The following is an 18084-nucleotide window of genomic DNA, read 5'->3' as shown; positions in this document are numbered from 1 at the left end:
TCGTTTCTGCCTAGATACAGCGATAGACCAATCAGTATAAAATTACAGATGCTGCACAAACCGGTCGAGGCGTTGACCAGTAAAGAAAATTTTTGCAGCTTCGAGCCGTGGAGCATGAGCTCAGGAAACCCTCTTGTTATCTAGCGGGTGGTGGCGGTGGGCGGAGCTTGGGGCGCGTGGCCAGCAGTGAACCGAGGAGGACTAGTCAGACTGTGGTTTTTCAGGCTGACCAGTCCTCCTCGCGGCAATTCTGGAGACTCAGAATGAGGCTCCGGAATTAGGTCCGAGACCGGTTTTTGGCTCGGGCCGGCCGCACAGCAGGCCATGCGCCACAAGCGGAGCCCACCGCCACCTCCCGCGACCGCACAGGGGCAAGCACGCTAGGCCAAGTTGCGGTAAAATAAGCTCAACTTTGCTTGGGAGGCATGTTTTATGGAAAGTACATCCCTGCTCGTCGTGTTGTTTGCGGCGCTACTCATTCCGCTGCTGATGGCGCGGTTCAACATTCACAGCGTCCCCACCGCGGTGGCCGAGATCATCGTGGGTATCGTGCTGGGCAAAAGCCTGCTGGGCTGGGTGGCCACCAACAGCGTGCTGGAGGAGCTGCGCAGCCTAGGCGTGATTGTGCTGATTTTTCTGTCCGGGATGGAAATCGACTTTTCCTTATTTAAACCGCAGAAGAACACCACTGGCAAAATCGGCATCGCTAAGCTCGCTTTTCTCGGCTACGGCAGTATCATTCTCGTCGCCCTCGGCTTCAGCTATTTGCTCAAGCTAATGGGCCTCTATTCCCATGTCGGGTTCGCCGCGATTATTTTCGCGACAGTGGCGCTGGGCGTGGTCATTGCGGCGCTCAAAGAAAAGGAACTGCTCAGCAAACCCTTTGGCCAAACCATTCTGCTGCTGGCGGCGCTGGGCGAGGTGCTGCCGCTGATTGCCTTGACCGTTTACCAAAACCTGAACGGCACCAGCTCGCGCAGCGTCTGGCTACTTCTGTTGATTTTCCTGGCGGCGATTGTCTTGCTGCTCCGGTTCCGCAAACCTTACCAGTGGTTTGCCCAAATCGATAAAAGCACCACCCAGCTTGACATCCGGTTAGCGTTTTTCCTGATTGTCACGCTGGTCACCGTGGCAGAGTCCGTCGGCGCGGAAAATATCCTCGGGGCCTTTTTAGCCGGGATGGTGATGAAGCTTCTCCAGCCGCGCGAGGAAACCCAAGACAAGCTGACGTCACTAGGTTACGGCTTCTTCATTCCGATTTTCTTCATTATGACTGGCGCCAACATGGACTTGCGCCAGTTGCTGCAGGAACCCAAGAGTTTGGCGCTGATTCCGATTTTGCTGATTGGTTTCTTCGCCGCCAAAGTCGCGCTGGTGCCACTGCTGATGCTGCGGTTCCGCAAGCATAACGCGCTGGCAGGAACGTTTTTGACCTCCACCACCATCACGCTGGTCATCCCCGCGCTGTCCGTGGGCCGCAATTTGGGCATCATCAGCACCACCCAAAGCGGCGCCTTCACGCTGGCCGCGGTGATCACCTGCATCGTCTCGCCGATTTTGTTCAACACCTTCTACGTGGCAGAAAAAGAGGACTTCAAGAAGACCCGCGTGCACTTCATCGGGGCCAACCTCACCACGGTGCCGATTGCCCAGCAACTGAGTAAGGGCTTGTATGATGTCCACCTGTACACCGACGACCCGGAAAAATACAAAACCTACAACTCCGAAGTTGACGTCACGCTGCTGCCGCAGTTAGATGACGCCACGTTGCGCGAAGCCCAGGCTTTTGATACCGACATTGTGACCTTGGCCTACTTCGACCACACCAAGAACGTGGCGCTGGCCAAATGGGCGCTGGCAGCGAAGGTGCCGCGGATCATCGCGCGCTTCGAAGCCAAAAACGCCAGTGATTCCGAGTACGACGACCTAGCCGCGCAAGGCGTGGAAATCTACAACACCTTTGAAACCAACATTGCCATGCTCCGTAGTCTGATCGAAACGCCATCGACGCTGAAGATTTTGGAAGACACCGAAGCCGGTATATTCGAAATTGTCGTCAACAACCGGCGCTTCACCGGCCTCGAAGTCAAAAACCTGCCGTTCGTCAACGATATCACCATCAGTCAGATTTTCCGAGACAACCATTTTATCGCTCCACATGGCGACACCCAGATTCACCTCGGCGACCATATTATTTTCTCTGGGGATAAAAAAGGCATTGCGCAAATCCGCGCCCAGTTTGAGAAGCAGAACTAATGGCGGCGTGCTACAATGAGATTATTCTAATGAAATGCGGTGACCAACATGAAGCAAGGAACCACGATTTTAACGCTTGATAACGGCTACCACCTTTGGACCAACACACAAGGCGAAGGCGACATTCATTTGCTTTGCTTGCATGGCGGCCCTGGCGGCAACCACGAATACTGGGAAAACTTCGGTGAAGAACTCGCCGACCTTGGCGTCCAGGTCCACATGTACGACCAGCTGGGCAGTTTTTACTCCGACCAGCCCGACTATTCCGATCCAGAAATTGCAGCCAAGTACCTGACCACAGATTATTTCCTGGGTGAAGTTGAAGAAGTGCGCCAAAAGCTTGGCTTGGACCATTTTTACCTGATCGGCCAAAGCTGGGGCGGTGCGTTAACGCAGCTTTACGCCCTCAAGTACGGCGAGCATCTCAAAGGCGCCATCATCTCCTCGATGATTGATAACATCGACGAATATGTCGAACACATCAACCTCGTGCGGGAAGAGGCCCTGCCACCTTCCGCTGTGGCTTACATGAAAAAAGTTGAAGCTGAAGGCAACTGGAAAGATCCGAAGTACCAAGGCTTTGTCGATATTTTGAACAAAGGCTATGTCGACCGCAAGCAGCCACCGGCCATCTCTCACCTGATTGATACCACCGGCACCGCGGTTTACAACGCCTTCCAAGGCGACAATGAATTCGTCGTCACCGGCAAGCTCAAGGATTGGGACATTCGCGACCAGATCCACAACATCACCGTGCCAACCTTGTTGACCTTTGGGGAACACGAAACCATGCCAATGCGCTCAGCGCAACGTATGGCTGAAGTGATTCCGCATGCCCGTCTCGTCACCACGCCAGACGGTGGTCATCACCACATGATCGACAACGCGCCAGTTTACTTCGCCCACCTGAAGCAATTCATCCAGGACGTCGAAACCGGTAACTTTAACGATTAATCCGATTAGCCAACTTAGCGGCGCTTGCTGTTAAGTTGGCTTTTTTTAAAGCTTGGAGGATGCCCATGACTGATTTACAAACCCTCATCGCCTTGGCCGCGAAGAACCCCAACATCGTCGCCATCGGCACAGAAGGCTCCAGCAATAACCCGGCACTTCAACCAGACGCCTGGACCGACCTGGATGTCACCTTATTTTGCCAGGATCCCGCCCGAGAAAATGGTGCCACTTGGATCAAGGCACTGGGTGACCCGACCTTGGTGCAACACCTCACCCAGCAGCAGCTGTTCGACGCCTCTGCTCAATGGGAATCCTGGCTCACCCGCTACCCCGGCACGCGGCGAGTGGATTTCAAACTCGCCCCTGCCTCAGACATAACCGCATATCTCGCCGGTGATCACCTCAATGGCATCGTCTGGCGCCAAGGCCAGCCGGTTGAAGCGCGCGCCACCGACGCCGGTAGTCATTTTCTCCATGTCCCCAATCAAGCGGACTATGACGCCACCGTCAACGAGCTGGTGTGGATTGCCGGCAATGTGGTCAAAGGCCTCAGTCGGCGTAATCTCCTCTACGCCAACGAGCAATTCAATCAGCACCTGCGGCCCCAACTGTTGCTCCTGCTGGCCGATCGCGAAACCCTCAAAGAACACGGCCAATTCGACCCTGGCGTGAACGGTAAGAACCTGTGGCCGCGGCTGACCTCAGGCGAAAAGCAACAACTCGCTGCCACGTACAACCAGGCCACACTGCAAGCGACTCGAACCAGTCTGACCCAACTGCTCACTTGCGCTGACCAGCTGATTGAAGGCTTCGCCCAAGCCGGTCAGTTTGTTCGCCCTGACTGGCTGGACCGGGCCGAGGAACAACTCCACGACTGGCTTGCGGATGACACTCTGCTTGCTTAATCTCCCGGCTGACTGCTAGCAGAGGCATAACCTCTACTGTTATCGAGCGGTTTGCGGCGAGGGGCGGGCGGAGCTTGGCAGGGGGCTGGCAGTGAATCGATTAGCGACAGGAAGACTGGCGCGCTTCTTGCGCAAGGCTTCCCAGAGCTAATCGCGGCAAAGTTGAAGACAGCAATGAGCGAAGCGAGGCTGGCTTCAACTTTAGGTTGGAGACCGCTTTTCGGCTCCAACCGGCTGCACCGCCAGCTCCCCCACCAAGCGGAGCCCGCCCCTCGCCGCAACCCGCGGTCCCGAATCCAGAACAAGAATGTGCTAAACTAGAGGTAACAAAACGCGGAGGTAAGCACAATGAAAACGGTCACGGTTTACATGGTTCGCCACGGCCAAACGTGGTTCAACAAATTCAACAAAATGCAAGGCTGGTCCGACTCGCCGCTCACCGACAAAGGCATCGCCGATGGCAAGCGCGCCGGCCAGGCCTTGCGCCACATCACCTTCACCCACGCTTACTGCAGTGACACCACGCGCGCCACGCGCACCGCGGAATTCGTGCTAGAAAAGAACTTCAACAGCCCCGTGCAGCTCACCGCCACCCCGCTGTTTCGTGAGCAATTCTACGGCTATTTTGAAGGCGAAGACTCACCAAAGACGTGGTACGCAGTCGGCGCTCCGCACGGCGCCAACAGCTTCAAGGAATTGATTGAAAAATTCGGCGTCGATGCCTCCAAGGACTTCATGCACGAAGCCGACCCCTTCCATGACGCCGAAAATGCGCTGACTTATTGGAATCGCCTGCAAAAAGGCTTCAAGCTCCTGCGCGATGAAAACCAAAACGGCGACAACGTGCTTCTCGTCACCCATGGCACCACCATTCGCAGCATCATCGACAAGTTCGGCAAACCGGATGGCTGGACCGTCACCGACAGCCCGCGCAACGGCTCGATTTCGCGCATCGCCCTCACCGATGAAGGCATCAAGGTGCTCGGCTACAACGAACTCACCCTCGTTTAGGGAGGCCCTCATGGCAACTGACACCAAAGCAGTGCTCGCCCGCACCTTACGCGATATGATGGCCACCACCGCGCTGGATCACATCACGATCAGTGCGCTCACCGCCAAAGCCGGCGTGACCCGGAACACCTTTTACTACCACTTCGAGGACATTTACTCGCTGCTGGCCTGGATTTACGACCAGGAAATCGTGACCCAAATGGCCAAGTACGCCCAGATCACCGAATGGCAAAAAGCTTATCGGGTGCTACTGGACTACATTGATGATAACCGCAGTTTTTGTATTGCTTCCTTCCACTCGGTAGCGCGCGACTTGCTGGAGCAGCTGTTGGCCACCGTTGCCGACGCCTTGGTGCGCTCAGTGGTCAACGACGCTGACCCATCGCTCCCCAAGCCGTTGACCGATGACATCTGCAACTTCTTCGGCTTGGCCATTGTGGCCCAGGTCATTCAGTGGCTGATGGAAGGCATGACGGTGCCGAAAAAGACCTTGGTGCATCGCGCCGACATCATGCTCACCGGCGCCGTCCAAAACGCCATTCACAATGCGCAAACACTAGGTTAACCAAACCGCGCCGGCTGGGGCGGTTTTTCTTTGTGCGAACCAGAAACCATACCATTCCTTAAGGATTTTTTGGGCAACTCCCGCAGGTTGCCCATTTTTTTGCATGCGTTTTCTTTCTACACTTAAGACGTAAAGAAAGGTGGTCTGAATGATGAAAAAAACACACACGCTCCTCACCCTAGGTTTAATCGTCGGCGCCGCTGTCGGGGCAACGGTTTACACCTTGAAGAAAATGGACTGGTGGCATGATGACGCCAAAGACTATGCGATTTTCGAATCGCAGCGCGACTAACCCACCCGCTTAAGGAAAGAAGGCTTTTTGATGATTAAACACAAAGCAATTATGATTGGCGCGGGCTTGGCCAACATGGCCGCGGCCATCTATCTGATTCAGGAAGGCAAATGGGATGGCAGTGCCATCACCTTCTACAGTCTGGACGATCACGGCTCTAACGACGGCAGCGCCGCCACTGAGCAAGCCGCCGACTACTGGAACAAGGAACACCCGGTGGAAAACAGCCAAGGCTTCGTTGCGCGCGGCGGCCGGATGCTGAACTACCGGACTTATGTGGATCTGATGGACCTGCTGAGCCGGGTACAATCCGTCACCGAACCAGGCATGACCGCAGCGGAAGATACCCGCGATTTTGACGCCAAACACCGCACTTTCGATAAGGCGCGCCTGCTGCGGCGCGGCGATGGCATTTTGAACGCCGGCAAGTTGGGTTTGAACAATCAAGACCGCATGCTGCTAACGAAACTCGTCATGATGCCGGATAAGGACGAAGAACAGCTGAACAACGTGTCCATCGCCGACTACTTCAAGGACGATCCGCACATGTTCACCACCAACTTCTGGTACATGTGGGAAACCACCTTCGCCTTCCGCACTGCCAGCTCCGCACAGGAACTGCGGCGCTACATGCACATGATGCTGTACGAATTCACTCAAATTGAGCACTTGGTAGGCGTTAACCGCACCCGTTACAACCAGTATGAAAGCATCATGTTGCCTTTGATCAAGTATCTGCAAGACCAAGGCGTCAACATTATTTTGGATAAAATCGTCTCCGATTGGACCTTCAAGGACTCCAAGATGCAAGACGAAATCACCGTCACGGGCCTAGAAGTCACCGATGCCAATTCCGGTGAAGTCGAAAACGTGGCCATTGACGATGATACGGCAGTGATTTTCACCAACGGCTCCATCACCGACTCGGCCACGCTGGGCGACTTCAACACGCCAGCGCCAGAGAACATGGACTATGGTATTGCCGCCTCGCTATGGAAGAAAGCCGCAGCTCACTTCTACAACTTGGGCGATCCGGACAAGTTCTTCGCCGACCGTGATGCTTCCGAATGGGTCAGCTTCACTTTGACCACCAAGGACCATGTGCTACTGAATGAAATCACCCGCATCACCACGCAGGTACCAGGCAACGCCTTGAACTCCTTCTTGAGCACGGCGCCGATTACCCCGCTGGGCCAGCCTGACGTCAACATGTCCATCGTGGTGCACCACCAGCCGCACTTCACCACCCAAAAGCCAAACGAAAGCGTCATTTGGGGCTACTTCCTGTATCCACGGCGCACCGGTGAATTTGTGCCGAAACCGTACATCGAAATGACCGGGGAAGAAATGCTCAAGGAACTGCTTGGTCAGCTGAGCATGGTCGATCCTGGCCCAGTTAACATCAAGACTAAGACCGACGCCATCATGGACTCTGTGATCAACTGCATCCCGGTTTACATGCCATATGCTTCCGCCTTATTCAACAACCGCGCGAAGTCCGATCGGCCGTTGGTCATTCCGACGCATTCCACTAACCTGGCGTTCACCGGTGAATTCGTTGAGCAGCCTTACCAGATGGTCTTTACCGAGCAAAGTGCTGTCCGTTCTGGCGAAATCGCCGCGTACCACTTCGCTGGTATCCCAATGAGTCACTTGGTAGACACCCCGCGCTACGACAAGGATATTCCAACCTTGCTGCGAGCCACCAAGAAGATGTTTGAATAAGCTTTCACCTGCCGCGTCGTCAAGGCGCGGCTTTTTGATTCAAAAACCGCCGCTGGGCTTCAGCGGCGGTTGCTTGGTTTATAGGAATTGAGGATGGAACTTGAAGCTGATTTCAGGATCTGGCGCAGTATCCGTCAGCTGCAGGTGGAAAACGTTCTGGCGGTCGAATTTCTTCAGGCCGGAAGCGATGAAGATGTAGGTATCCTTCACGTTCAATTCCAGCTGAATGGTTTCGCCATTTTCAATCGGGCAGCAAGCGGCATAACCGTTGATCATCACATACACCGTGCTGGCGAGGCGATTTTTCTCGCGGGTAATGGTCAGCGTGTGCGGCGCCGCCAAGCGTTCAGCTGCGGCTGCCTCATGCGGAATGGCTTCAAAGCGGCGCCCACATTCGAGACACTGCAGCTCCGCCGGCCGGTACAGCACTGGCTGCACAGAGTTGTCCGCCATCACCATTTTCATCTGCAATTTTTTATGCGCTAATTTCACCGGAACAAATTGCGTGCTTTCACAATGCGGGCACTGCAGCCCCGCCAAACTTGGGTACGCGATGGTGGCCACTTCTTGGGCCACGGTCCCCAAAGCTTCTTGCTCGATCATGTCTACTCCCCCTGGCGCCAGGATGAATACCACGACGCCATCGATTTACGCTCATTATTTCGGCAGAGTTACGTGCCAAAAGGCCGGAGCCGAACATGCAGCTACGCTTTACCCCGAGTCCAAAGTTCGGACTGAGTGTAAAGCTAGGCTACCTGTCGGCTCCAAGACCGACTTTTGGTACCGCCCCTGCTTTTAAAAACGAGAGCTAGAATACCGCGCAGGGCATGGCTTGTCAAGCGGTCTTGACACACCGCCAGCCAATCGTTGCTACAGCAGCCTTTTAGGCACACAAAAACGCGACTGGCGTAGGGGCCAATCGCGTTTGGGTAAAGCGTTAATCAGTGGCGATATCTTTCTTCACCACAATCCGTTCGTACAGCCAAACGGTAATCAGGTAATACAGGCCGTACAGGACAATGAAGATGCCAAATGGGATATACAAGTTGTGGTAAGGCTGCTGGATCAGGCCCTTGAACAGCTGCAAGCCGAACAACACGTGCACCACGCCTAGTAAGCCAGGGAAGAAGAACAAGGCGCCGATTTCTTGGCGAATGGAGCGCCGAAGCAACTGCGGCCGCACGCCGATCTTCTGGAGCATCAGATAGCGGCCTTGGTCATAGTTGGCGCCACTGAGAATTTTGAACATCAACGTCGACGCTAGCATGGCCAGGAACGCAATGCCAAGGAAGAAGCCCATGAAGGCCATCCCCGAGAAGATACCATTGATCAAGCTGTAATAAGCAAACTTCTGACCCGCCTCATCCGCCGACTTGAAGCCATTTTGCTTAGCGGTGGTGTTGGCGAGCTTTTCAATGACGTCGTAGTTGGCGCGGAAGTCCGACACCTGGTAAGTCGTCGCCACATGGGTCTTGCCGCCAAGTGCCGCGAATTGGGCCGCCGAAGCCACGGTCACATTCTTACCAAAATCCGCTTTGGTCAAAAATTGCGTCAATTGCTGCGGCGCCATATCAGCCGCCTTGGCGAAGTTCTGAGCCGTCACTTTGGTTGGCGTCACCCCGCCGAGGCGATAGGTGGTGACCAAAAGCAGCGGGTTTTTGGCCAATTCCGCGGCATCGAAGTACACGTGCTTTTGATCGGCCTTCAGATGGTAGGCGGTTTGGCTGGTGACCCCAGTCAATTTTTTAGCTTCAGCCTGGGTGCTGGCAGTGGCGTCCACGGTCACCACATCATAGGTATTTTGCATGCTGGCCAAGGTCGGAATGTCGCGTTCAAAACCCATCCCCGTGGTAATGGCGCCCAGGGCCAAAGCAAACAGAATGGACACGACGGCCAAAATCTTGGTGTAATCACGAATCCGGAAGCTCAGCTGACTCAAGGTGAAGGTGCGCAGGTTTTTGGCGGCGAAGCGTTGGTTTTTCTTCAAAAGGCCAATCAGCCACACCAAAAGTGAGTTGAACAGGAAATACGAGCCCAGGACGATGGTCACTAAGGCTAGGGCTAAGCCGGCTATTTGCAAGGTGCCTAGCTGCTGCATCGCCCAGTAACCAATCCCCAGCAGCACCAGGGCCAAAATAGCTTGCACGGTCAGGCGCAGGGGTTTGAGCTGAAGCCGGTTAGGTGTTTGCGCCGCGTGCAGCAGTGCCAGCACCGGCGTTTTGAGTAGGTTGTGCGCATTGACGAACGCCGCCACCACAAACATCAACACGAAAAAGGCAAAGGTGGCGAGCAAAGCCGGCAGCCACAGCGCCGCGAAATGCGTTGCCGGAGCATGCAGTTGGGCCATCAGGAGCTGCCCGACCAAACCCGTCAAGCCAACGCCCACCACGACGCCCACTGCCGCAGCCAAAATGCCGACCGTGACGGTTTCGATAAAGATCAGTTGGGCGATTTTGCGGCTTTTAGCCCCCAGCATCATAAACATCGCATAATCACGCTGGCGCATGCTCATCAGAAACGAGTTCGCGTACACGATGTAAACCGTGGTGATGATGACCAGCAGCACTTCCCCGAGCCCGAAGATGAACGAGGTCATCCCCACTGATGAGTTTTGGTTCAAGAAGTCCTTGTTCGTCGCTAAAGCCATAAACATATAAAACACGGCACTGGCGATGACCAACCCGGAAAACAGGACCGCATAGTCACGAAAGCGAGATTTGATCCCGCCTAAAGCTAATTTACGTAACATTGAGATCCTCCTTACTGCTGAAAGGTGCCGAGCGTGCTCAGGATTTCCTGATAGAACTGCTCTTGCGTCTTATCGCCGTGCACCAATTCCTGCCCGATTTGGCCATCTTTGATGAACAAAATTCGTTGGGCGTAGCTGGCAGAGAACGGATCATGGGTGACCAGCAAAATCGACACGTGCTCTTGCTCATTCAAGTGCTTCATCGTGTTCAACAGCTCCCGGGCGGATTGTGAGTCCAAAGCCCCGGTAGGTTCATCCCCGAACAAAATTGCCGGCTGCTGCACTAACGCACGCGCCGCCGCGACCCGCTGCTTTTGCCCGCCAGACAGCTCGGTCGGGTAGTGGTCCAGCACGCCTTCGATGCCTAGCGTGGTGGCAATTTTGTCCACCGCCGCTTGCTGCTGTTTGTGACTGACGTTTTGCAGCGCCTTCGGCAAGGCGATGTTTTCACGCGCGGTCAGATTTTCCAGCAAGTTGAAGTCTTGGAAGATAAAGCCGACTTGCTGGGCGCGAAAATCAGACAGTTGGTTACCTTTCAGGCCGGTAACATCCTTGCCGTTGATGGCGACGCTGCCAGCAGTGGGCCGATCGAGCGTACTTAAGATGTTCAATAAGGTGGTTTTCCCGGAACCAGAAGCCCCCATAATGCCCACGAATTCCCCGGGTTGCACGTCAAAAGTCACGCCTTTGAGGGCTTGATATTGTTTTTCGCCGGCTTTCCCGTAGATTTTCGTCACGTCATGGACACTGACGACTGGTTGCTGTGTCATAATGATTTCCTCCATTTGCTTCCGGCCGCAGCCGGTTTATCTATGCTTCTATGTTACCCTACCGCTGCCGCTTGCGACCTAACGAATGGCCAGTTTGAGCTAACAGCTTTGTAAGGCATTTAACCAAATCGCAAACTTTTTCAGAAAATCGCTAGACCTGACCACAGATTCAGGTAAAATGGCTAATAGTGCCATTATTTTTCACTGCACACTCGCGACAGTCTGCGCAGCGGTTAGGAGTCCGTCATGCTACGCAACAAAGCCCCGGGCCTTAAGTCATTGGCTGTTCCAATTGACTTAAGGAGAAAAAATGCAAACTGAAAATGAAAAATCGCACTACATTCCCTGGTTCATCATTGGCTTGATGGACTTCGTGACCGTTATTGGCTTCGACGATATTATTTACAACTTCCGTAATCAAGGCCTGGTGGCGCTGTTCACTTGGGTCCTGATGACCTTCTTTTACGTGATTCCTTACAACTTGATCGTGGCGCACATGGGCTCGACTTTCTCTGAAGAAGGCGGCGGCATCACTTCCTGGATGCGCCAAACTAACGGCGATACCGTGGGCTATTTTGCTGGCTGGTTCTATTGGATCACCGAACTGCCTTACGTAGTCGATGTGGCCAACTCAGTCATCATCTCCGCCGGCTGGATTCTCAACGGCGATGGTAACATTCAATCACACATGGGTAACGCCTGGTTCGGTATTTTGTCCGCTTTCGTCTTCGTGGTCTTCATCTGGCTGGAGCACTTGTTCAAAAACAAGAGCCTGGAAGTGATGTCCACCATTGGCGGCATTGCCATGTTCGGGATGACGGTGCTGTTTGTCATCATGACCTTCGTGGGGTTGAAACAAGGCCGCGCGATTGCGACCCATCCCTTCAACCTGCAAGCCTTCATGCCCAAACACTTCTGGAGTTTCCGTTTTCTGTCAACCTTTGGCCTGTTCGTCTTTGCGATGAACGGCTCCGAAATGGCGGCGCCTTACACCGGCAACATGAAGAACCCGAGCCGCGACTTTCCAAAGGCGCTCAAGATGATTGCCATCATGACGATGTTTTTGACCTTGTTCGGCACTTTCTCGTTAGGGGTTTACTTCAACGCTCACAACTTGCCCAATGATTTGAAAATGAATGGGAACTACTACGCGTTCCAGCTGATTGGCCATCAATTCGGGCTCGGCAACATTCTGCTGTATACCTTCACGGTCACTCAGCTACTGTACGACCTGGCGCAATTGGCGATTTTGCTGGATGGCTCGACCCGGATTTTCCTGGCCGATGTCAACAAACGCTTCCTACCTAAGCAGTTGACCAAAATCAACGCCGACGGTCTGCCGATCAACGGCTACTGGCTGACCACCGCGATTTGCGGCATCATCATGGCGCTGGGCGGCCTGTTGCCGAAGATCAACGACATCTTCAACTGGCTGCTGGATTTAAATGGCATTGTCTCACCCTTTGCCACCTGCTTCCTGTTCTGGTCCTTCATGATGCTGCGGCGGCACGCCAAGGACTTCCCGACGCCGGATTATACCTATATCAAATCCGACCGGGCCGGTTTTCTGGTGGGCCTGTGGATGTTCAGTGTCACCTTTATCCTGGCGGTGATGGGCTTCTTCCCGACAGACTCGGATCCCAAGACCTTCATCACCATGTTGTCGCTGAACTTCGCGGTACCTGCTGGCATGATTATCCTCGGCTTCATGATGCCGTGGCTGGCCAAACGCCAGCAAACCAACGGGGTCGCTTTCGGGCCGCGGGCTTGGCAAGTGATTACGGTGCTGTTGGCCATTGGCTTGATGGCCGCCACCACTTATGGCATTAACTTCCGCCTGTTCCCGCACATCGCCGGTGGTGAAAAGGTGCTTCTGATTGTGGTGGCCGATGCCGTCATGCTGGGCTTGACGCTGCTGGTCACCCGGCACGGGCGCAAAGGCATTACGGCGTAACTGCCGCCTGGGCTTTAATCCCGACTCTAATGAGTCGGGATTTTTTAGCTTGGGGTCTTTTCCTGAAAACAACCCTGGTGTAAAATGGTAAAGATTTTTTAAAGGGGGCTGTGCCAAAAGGCGGTTTTGGAGCCGACAGGTAGCCTAGCCATCCACCAAGTCCGAACTTTGGACTCGGTGGATGGCGTAGCTGGCTGCTCGGCTCCGGCCTTTTGGCACGTAACTCTGCCAGAATATTCGTAGTGAATCTAGAGGCTGTGACATTTGCCACGGCCGCATTCGATTGAAACTTGGAGGAAACCTGCATGAAAACACCCGACGAGCAGAAACAATACATCCCTTGGGTCGTGGTTGGCCTGATGGATTTCGTCACCGTTATTGGCTTCGATGATATTATTTATAATTTTCAAAATCAGGGCCTCGTCGCTGTCACCTCATGGGTGCTGATGACCTTCCTGTATGTCATTCCATACAACTTGATTGTGGCGCACATGGGCTCCACCTTCTCCGAACACGGCGGCGGGATTACGTCCTGGATGCGCCAAACCAACGGCGATACCGTGGGCTATTTTGCTGCCTGGTTCTACTGGATTACCGGCCTACCTTACGTTGTGGATGTGGCCAATTCCGTGGTCATTTCCTTCGGCTGGATTTGGAAAGGCAATGGCAATATTCAAGAGAACTTGGGCAATGCCTGGTTCGGCATTCTGACCGCCGTCATCTTCGTGATTTTCATCTGGCTTCAGCATTTCTTCAAGAACAAGAGTCTGGAAGTCATGTCCACCATTGGCGGCGCCGCGATGTTCATCATGACCGTGCTGTTCGTGGTGATGACTTTTGTCGGCTTGGCCAAAGGCGATCCGATTGCGACCCATCCCTTCAACTTGAAGGCCTTCATGCCCAAAGACTTCCTCAGCTTGAGCTTCCTGTCGACGTTTGGCCTGTTCGTCTTTGCGATGAACGGCTCGGAGCTGGCGGCGCCTTACACGGCGGATATGAAGCATCCGGCCAAGGATTTCCCGAAGGCACTGAAAATGATTGCCATCATGACGATGTTCCTCACCTTGCTCGGCACCTTCTCCTTGGGTGTGTACTTCAATGCCCACCACCTGCCGAATGACCTGAAAATGAACGGTTCCTACTACGCGTTCTTAGCGATTGGGGAACAATTCGGTCTGGGCAAAGGTCTGATGTACCTCTTCGCCGTGGTGCAAGGCATCTACATGCTGGCCCAACTCGCCGTCATTTTGGACGCCTCCACCCGCGTCTTCCTGTCGGACGTGGCCAAGCGCTTCATGCCGCGGCAGCTCACCAAGAAGAACTCCGATGGCTTACCAATCAACGGCTACTGGATGACCACCATTTTATGTGCGGTGATCATGGCGCTGGGTGGCTTGCTGCCGCAGATCAACGACATTTTTAACTGGCTGCTCAATCTGAACGGCATCGTCTCCCCGGCTTCCACTTGCTTCTTGTTCTGGTCTTACCTCATGGTGCGTCTGCATCAGGACCGCTTCCCCAAGCCCGCGTACACCTTCTTGAAAAACCGTACCGTCGGCATCGTCGTCGGCGCCTGGATGCTGGGCATTACCGCGGTGCTGGCAGTGCTGGGCTTCTTCCCAACTGATGCCTCAGCGGATATTTTCGCCTTGGAATTGACCCTGAACATTTTGGTCCCGATCGGCATGATCGTGCTTGGCTTCATGATGCCATGGATTGCCAAACGGCAGAACCAACAAAACGGCAATGCCTTCAGCCCCAGCACTTGGCTGGGGTTGACGGTGGTGATCACCGTCCTACTCTTGGGACTGGTGAGCTACGGGATGGCTACCAACTTACTGGTCCACGCCGCTCCCCTGCTCAAATGGGGCGCCATCATCGTGGTCGATTGTGCCTTGCTCTTTGTCACCTTATCCGCGACGCGCAATGGTCGCCGTGGCATCACCGAAGACTAAACCACACGCAAACGGGAGTGCCGAGGCACTCCCGTTTTTGGTTGCAGATGAAGAAGGTTAACGCGTTGCGCGCACTTTCCGTCGGCGCAAGACGGCCACCGTCGCAATGGCGAGCATACCCGCAGCTACCGATGCCGCGATGGGATAGATGTTTGACATGAGCAACACCTCTTTTCTTGTATGGTGTTAGTATGCCAAGCAGATGCGAATAGAATGTGAAAGCTAACCTGTAAAATAATGACCATTCTGTCGCTTTTCTGAGGCACGAAAAAAGGCCCGCCAAGCGGACCTTCAATCTGACTAGTGATTAGCTTTGACCAACCGGAACCCGGCCCATGGCTTCAGGCTCGCCAGCAGGAACATTTCCTCAGGGACAATCCGGCCCACGACATTGACTCGGCCATCGTTCACCATGGGCTTCAGCGCAATCTGCAAGCCGCCGGCATAGCGGTCATAACCAACATTATCAATCAACAGGTCGCCTGCTTTGATGGGCTCGGTGTGATGCGCCGGAAAATCGCTGGCCGGCTGCTTGCCGCGCTCGTTGGTACTGCGAATTTGGTAAGCACTGTGATCACCGCGGTAAGTCTGCCCTTCAGCAAACACCACCGCTTCTTCTGCCGCGGAAATCCCAGGCGTAAGTTCAACGTGAATGCCTGGCTCCGGCGCGTTGAACTCATCCGCCGCCGCCTTGAGTTCCGCCTCGCTGGCCTAGGCATTGGCAATGAGCAAATCATCAATCGTATCCAGCATCTTATAGTGGGCGACCTGAGTTTCAATCGGTAGCGTCCGGTGGTCCTCAATTGTGCACATCCCATCTTGCACCGGCCAAGCGCCAAACGTGCCACTAGGCGCGTTGATAAACGCCGCCGTGTTCAACCGGTACTTGGTGTAAATCGCCGTGGCCTGGTTGAAATAGTCCACACTGAGGCCAGTATAGCGCCGCGGATAGAAGTTGTGTGACCCCATCAAGTTTTCGCGGTTCGGCGAGAAGGTCATGATGTTGTCCACATACGGGGTGCCTTGGGACATATTGATTTCAATTTTCAGGTTGTAAGGATTACGCGTCATTCGCGCTTCTTCCAAGCCGGAAAAGCCTTCGTCCAGCCGCACGCCATACGCGCCTAAATCATGGAAAAAGCTGAGGTCATCGTAACTGACGCCAAGTTGGGCAAACAACGCCGGGTTCATGTCCACCATGACCTCCATGCCCAATTCGTTCGCCTTGCCGATCACACGTTTGAAGTTGCCGACCACTTCTTCTTGGTCGCCGTTGATCTGAAGCAGCGACGTGAAGACCCGCTTGTAGCCATATTTCGCGGCCAGTTCTAGATACGCCGCGTCCTTTTCATACGTTGAGCGTTCTGGATAAACTGAAACGCCTAATTTTTTCATGTGCCATCATCCTTTCGTCCCGATTGTAGCACATTGGCCTACACCAATATAGCGGTTTCACGAAATGGTGGGCACTAATCGGTGGGCTAATCCGCCGACCGCCGCAGCCTTATTAGTCGCACTGCGGCCGGTAACGCTCGAGCCGATAGCTACACCCTGGGGCTCGAAGCCAAAGACCAGCTTCAAGCCCCAGGGCTAGGCTACCGGTCGAGCTAAAACCACCAGCCTCCGCAGCCTTAAATAACGTGTTACACTGTAGGCAAAACTTATTGTTGCGTTTAGGAGGTAGAAAAATGACATCTTACGCCTTAATCTACAATCCACATGCCGGGCATAACGGCGCCACGGCCGTCGCCGAACATATTGCTCATCGCATCAAAGCCGCTGGACACACCGTGATCAACAAACCCACCAGCCACGCTGGTGAAGCCACTGACCTCGCTTACACCGCTCAGGTCGATGTTGTGGTGGCCATTGGCGGCGACGGCACCATCAACGAAGTCGCAGCTGGGTTGGTCAAACGCCGCACCCCGCCGCTGCTCGGCATCATCCCACAAGGCACGGTCAACAATCTGGCGCGCGTGCTGCATGTCCCCCAACTGGTTGATTTAGCCTTAGTTAATCTCCTTGAAGGCAAGCCGCAACCCCTGGATATCGGCATCGTGAACGACAAGGTGATGATTTCGACTCTCACCTTAGGCGTTTTGGCCAACGCCGCTGTTTCCGTCTCACAAAAAGAAAAGCAGAAATTCGGTCCTTTTGTCTACCTCGCCCGCGGTCTGCACAGTCTCGGCAAAAACCAGCACTGGCCGCTGATCATCAAAAGCGCTGGCGAGACCTGGCAGAAGGACACCGCCTTTTTGCTGGTCACCATGACTAATTCTGTCGGCGGTTTTCTCAACTTTGCCCCGCAAGCCAAACCAGACGACGGCTTATTTCACGTCTTCGTTGCCCCGCGCATGACATGGCGCCGCACCCTGCTCCTGTTGCCCTACTTCTTAACGGGTAACTTCAGCAAACTCCCCGGCATGACCTATTTCGCGACAAATGAACTGACCATCACCAGCACTAAGGCCAAATTACGCAGCCGCATCGACGGTGACCCCAGCACCAAACTGCCCCTGAAGATGCACGTCGCCGCCGGCAAACTGCAAGTGCTCATCAAGCCTTCCATCCTGCGGGAATGGGCCAATGGCGTTAAAACCGAAACTTCAAAGTGACCAGTCCATGATCCAGTAGACTCACCCTCTCAATTAGCGGATGTAGCATCGCTCAATGCTGCATGGACTAACAAACCTTAATGCGGACCAGTATCACCTTACCGTTCACCACACTGTAGGGCAGGGCAACCGGAGCAGAAAGGGGCTAAGTGGTGAAATTGTTCTTAGCCAACGGTTTTTGTTGGCTTAGAACAAGCCGCGACTTTGAGACAAGCTCTGCTTGGCTCAAAGCGCTGGCCACCACGTTCCAGCCCCTTGCTGCGGAGGTTGTCCTGCCCGAGCTAGTCCATCAAACTTGGCCTCACTTCACTGCCTTGGTATTTCTCCGGTAAA

General features: G+C 54.3%; 13 protein-coding genes and 1 pseudogene. 10 read left to right on the top strand and 4 right to left on the bottom strand.

Translation table 11 applies throughout. From position 1 onward, the window contains the following. The first annotated feature begins 432 nt into the window (after positions 1-432). The 7 genes from JUF11_RS10075 to JUF11_RS10045 all read left to right on the top strand — a co-directional run bounded on the left by JUF11_RS10075 (position 433) and on the right by JUF11_RS10045 (position 7708). Positions 433-2256, top strand: a complete 1824-nt coding sequence (locus JUF11_RS10075) for a monovalent cation:proton antiporter family protein (RefSeq protein WP_204119500.1) — start codon at positions 433-435, stop codon at positions 2254-2256. Positions 2257-2304: 48 nt separating this feature from the next. Continuing rightward, positions 2305-3210 carry a proline-specific peptidase family protein gene (locus tag JUF11_RS10070; RefSeq protein WP_204119499.1) on the top strand — a complete coding sequence of 302 codons (906 nt, stop codon included), beginning with the start codon at positions 2305-2307 and terminating at the stop codon, positions 3208-3210. A 65-nt stretch (positions 3211-3275) separates the two neighbouring features. After that, a complete protein-coding gene (locus JUF11_RS10065; RefSeq protein WP_204119498.1) occupies positions 3276-4115 on the top strand; it encodes an aminoglycoside 6-adenylyltransferase in 840 nt (279 codons plus the stop codon). Between the two features lie 348 nt (positions 4116-4463). Beyond that, positions 4464-5126 (top strand): histidine phosphatase family protein, encoded by a 663-nt coding sequence (locus tag JUF11_RS10060; protein ID WP_204119497.1) that lies wholly within the window; start codon positions 4464-4466, stop codon positions 5124-5126. A gap of 10 nt (positions 5127-5136) precedes the next feature. Continuing rightward, positions 5137-5691, top strand: a complete 555-nt coding sequence (locus JUF11_RS10055; protein WP_236000552.1) for a TetR/AcrR family transcriptional regulator C-terminal domain-containing protein — start codon at positions 5137-5139, stop codon at positions 5689-5691. 151 nt (positions 5692-5842) lie between these two features. Continuing rightward, positions 5843-5983, top strand: coding sequence for a hypothetical protein (locus JUF11_RS10050; RefSeq protein WP_204119495.1), 141 nt, complete (start codon positions 5843-5845; stop codon positions 5981-5983). Positions 5984-6013: 30 nt separating this feature from the next. Further along, complete coding sequence (locus JUF11_RS10045; protein ID WP_204119494.1) at positions 6014-7708, top strand: oleate hydratase; 1695 nt, start codon at positions 6014-6016, stop codon at positions 7706-7708. A 78-nt stretch (positions 7709-7786) separates the two neighbouring features. On the opposite strand, the gene JUF11_RS10040 is transcribed toward JUF11_RS10045, so the two are convergent. From JUF11_RS10040 to JUF11_RS10030, 3 genes are all read right to left on the bottom strand, one after another. Continuing rightward, positions 7787-8311, bottom strand: a complete 525-nt coding sequence (locus JUF11_RS10040; protein WP_204119493.1) for a hypothetical protein — start codon at positions 8309-8311, stop codon at positions 7787-7789. A 334-nt stretch (positions 8312-8645) separates the two neighbouring features. Further along, entirely contained in the window at positions 8646-10457 is a 1812-nt protein-coding gene (locus JUF11_RS10035) for an FtsX-like permease family protein (RefSeq protein WP_204119492.1), read from the bottom strand. A gap of 11 nt (positions 10458-10468) precedes the next feature. Next, complete coding sequence (locus tag JUF11_RS10030; RefSeq protein ID WP_204119491.1) at positions 10469-11227, bottom strand: ABC transporter ATP-binding protein; 759 nt, start codon at positions 11225-11227, stop codon at positions 10469-10471. 310 nt (positions 11228-11537) lie between these two features. Here JUF11_RS10030 and JUF11_RS10025 point away from each other — a divergent pair, with 310 nt between their 5' ends. Both JUF11_RS10025 and JUF11_RS10020 read left to right on the top strand, forming a co-directional pair. Further along, complete coding sequence (locus JUF11_RS10025) at positions 11538-13181, top strand: APC family permease (RefSeq protein WP_204119490.1); 1644 nt, start codon at positions 11538-11540, stop codon at positions 13179-13181. Between the two features lie 305 nt (positions 13182-13486). After that, positions 13487-15136 carry an APC family permease gene (locus JUF11_RS10020; RefSeq protein ID WP_204119489.1) on the top strand — a complete coding sequence of 550 codons (1650 nt, stop codon included), beginning with the start codon at positions 13487-13489 and terminating at the stop codon, positions 15134-15136. 300 nt (positions 15137-15436) lie between these two features. Here JUF11_RS10020 and JUF11_RS10015 read toward each other — a convergent pair. Beyond that, positions 15437-16531, bottom strand: a pseudogene (locus tag JUF11_RS10015) (DUF871 domain-containing protein). Positions 16532-16824: 293 nt separating this feature from the next. Between JUF11_RS10015 and JUF11_RS10010 the strand changes: the two are divergent. Continuing rightward, positions 16825-17751, top strand: coding sequence for a diacylglycerol/lipid kinase family protein (locus tag JUF11_RS10010; protein ID WP_204119488.1), 927 nt, complete (start codon positions 16825-16827; stop codon positions 17749-17751). Positions 17752-18084: the final 333 nt, after the last annotated feature.

It is taken from the genome of Lacticaseibacillus suilingensis (assembly GCF_016861845.1).
Lineage (GTDB): Bacteria > Bacillota > Bacilli > Lactobacillales > Lactobacillaceae > Lacticaseibacillus > Lacticaseibacillus suilingensis.
Note: the sequence above shows the minus strand (reverse complement) of the source record. Positions and strands in the feature narration are given on the sequence as shown.

Bases quoted from the DNA above. Each gene is read 5' to 3' on its own strand.
- JUF11_RS10075 (WP_204119500.1), top strand. From the start codon at position 433: ATGGAAAGTACATCCCTGCTCGTCGTGTTGTTTGCGGCGCTACTCATT.
- JUF11_RS10070 (WP_204119499.1), top strand. From the start codon at position 2,305: ATGAAGCAAGGAACCACGATTTTAACGCTTGATAACGGCTACCACCTT.
- JUF11_RS10065 (WP_204119498.1), top strand. From the start codon at position 3,276: ATGACTGATTTACAAACCCTCATCGCCTTGGCCGCGAAGAACCCCAAC.
- JUF11_RS10060 (WP_204119497.1), top strand. From the start codon at position 4,464: ATGAAAACGGTCACGGTTTACATGGTTCGCCACGGCCAAACGTGGTTC.
- JUF11_RS10055 (WP_236000552.1), top strand. From the start codon at position 5,137: ATGGCAACTGACACCAAAGCAGTGCTCGCCCGCACCTTACGCGATATG.
- JUF11_RS10050 (WP_204119495.1), top strand. From the start codon at position 5,843: ATGAAAAAAACACACACGCTCCTCACCCTAGGTTTAATCGTCGGCGCC.
- JUF11_RS10045 (WP_204119494.1), top strand. From the start codon at position 6,014: ATGATTAAACACAAAGCAATTATGATTGGCGCGGGCTTGGCCAACATG.
- JUF11_RS10040 (WP_204119493.1), bottom strand. From the start codon at position 8,311: ATGATCGAGCAAGAAGCTTTGGGGACCGTGGCCCAAGAAGTGGCCACC.
- JUF11_RS10035 (WP_204119492.1), bottom strand. From the start codon at position 10,457: ATGTTACGTAAATTAGCTTTAGGCGGGATCAAATCTCGCTTTCGTGAC.
- JUF11_RS10030 (WP_204119491.1), bottom strand. From the start codon at position 11,227: ATGACACAGCAACCAGTCGTCAGTGTCCATGACGTGACGAAAATCTAC.
- JUF11_RS10025 (WP_204119490.1), top strand. From the start codon at position 11,538: ATGCAAACTGAAAATGAAAAATCGCACTACATTCCCTGGTTCATCATT.
- JUF11_RS10020 (WP_204119489.1), top strand. From the start codon at position 13,487: ATGAAAACACCCGACGAGCAGAAACAATACATCCCTTGGGTCGTGGTT.
- JUF11_RS10010 (WP_204119488.1), top strand. From the start codon at position 16,825: ATGACATCTTACGCCTTAATCTACAATCCACATGCCGGGCATAACGGC.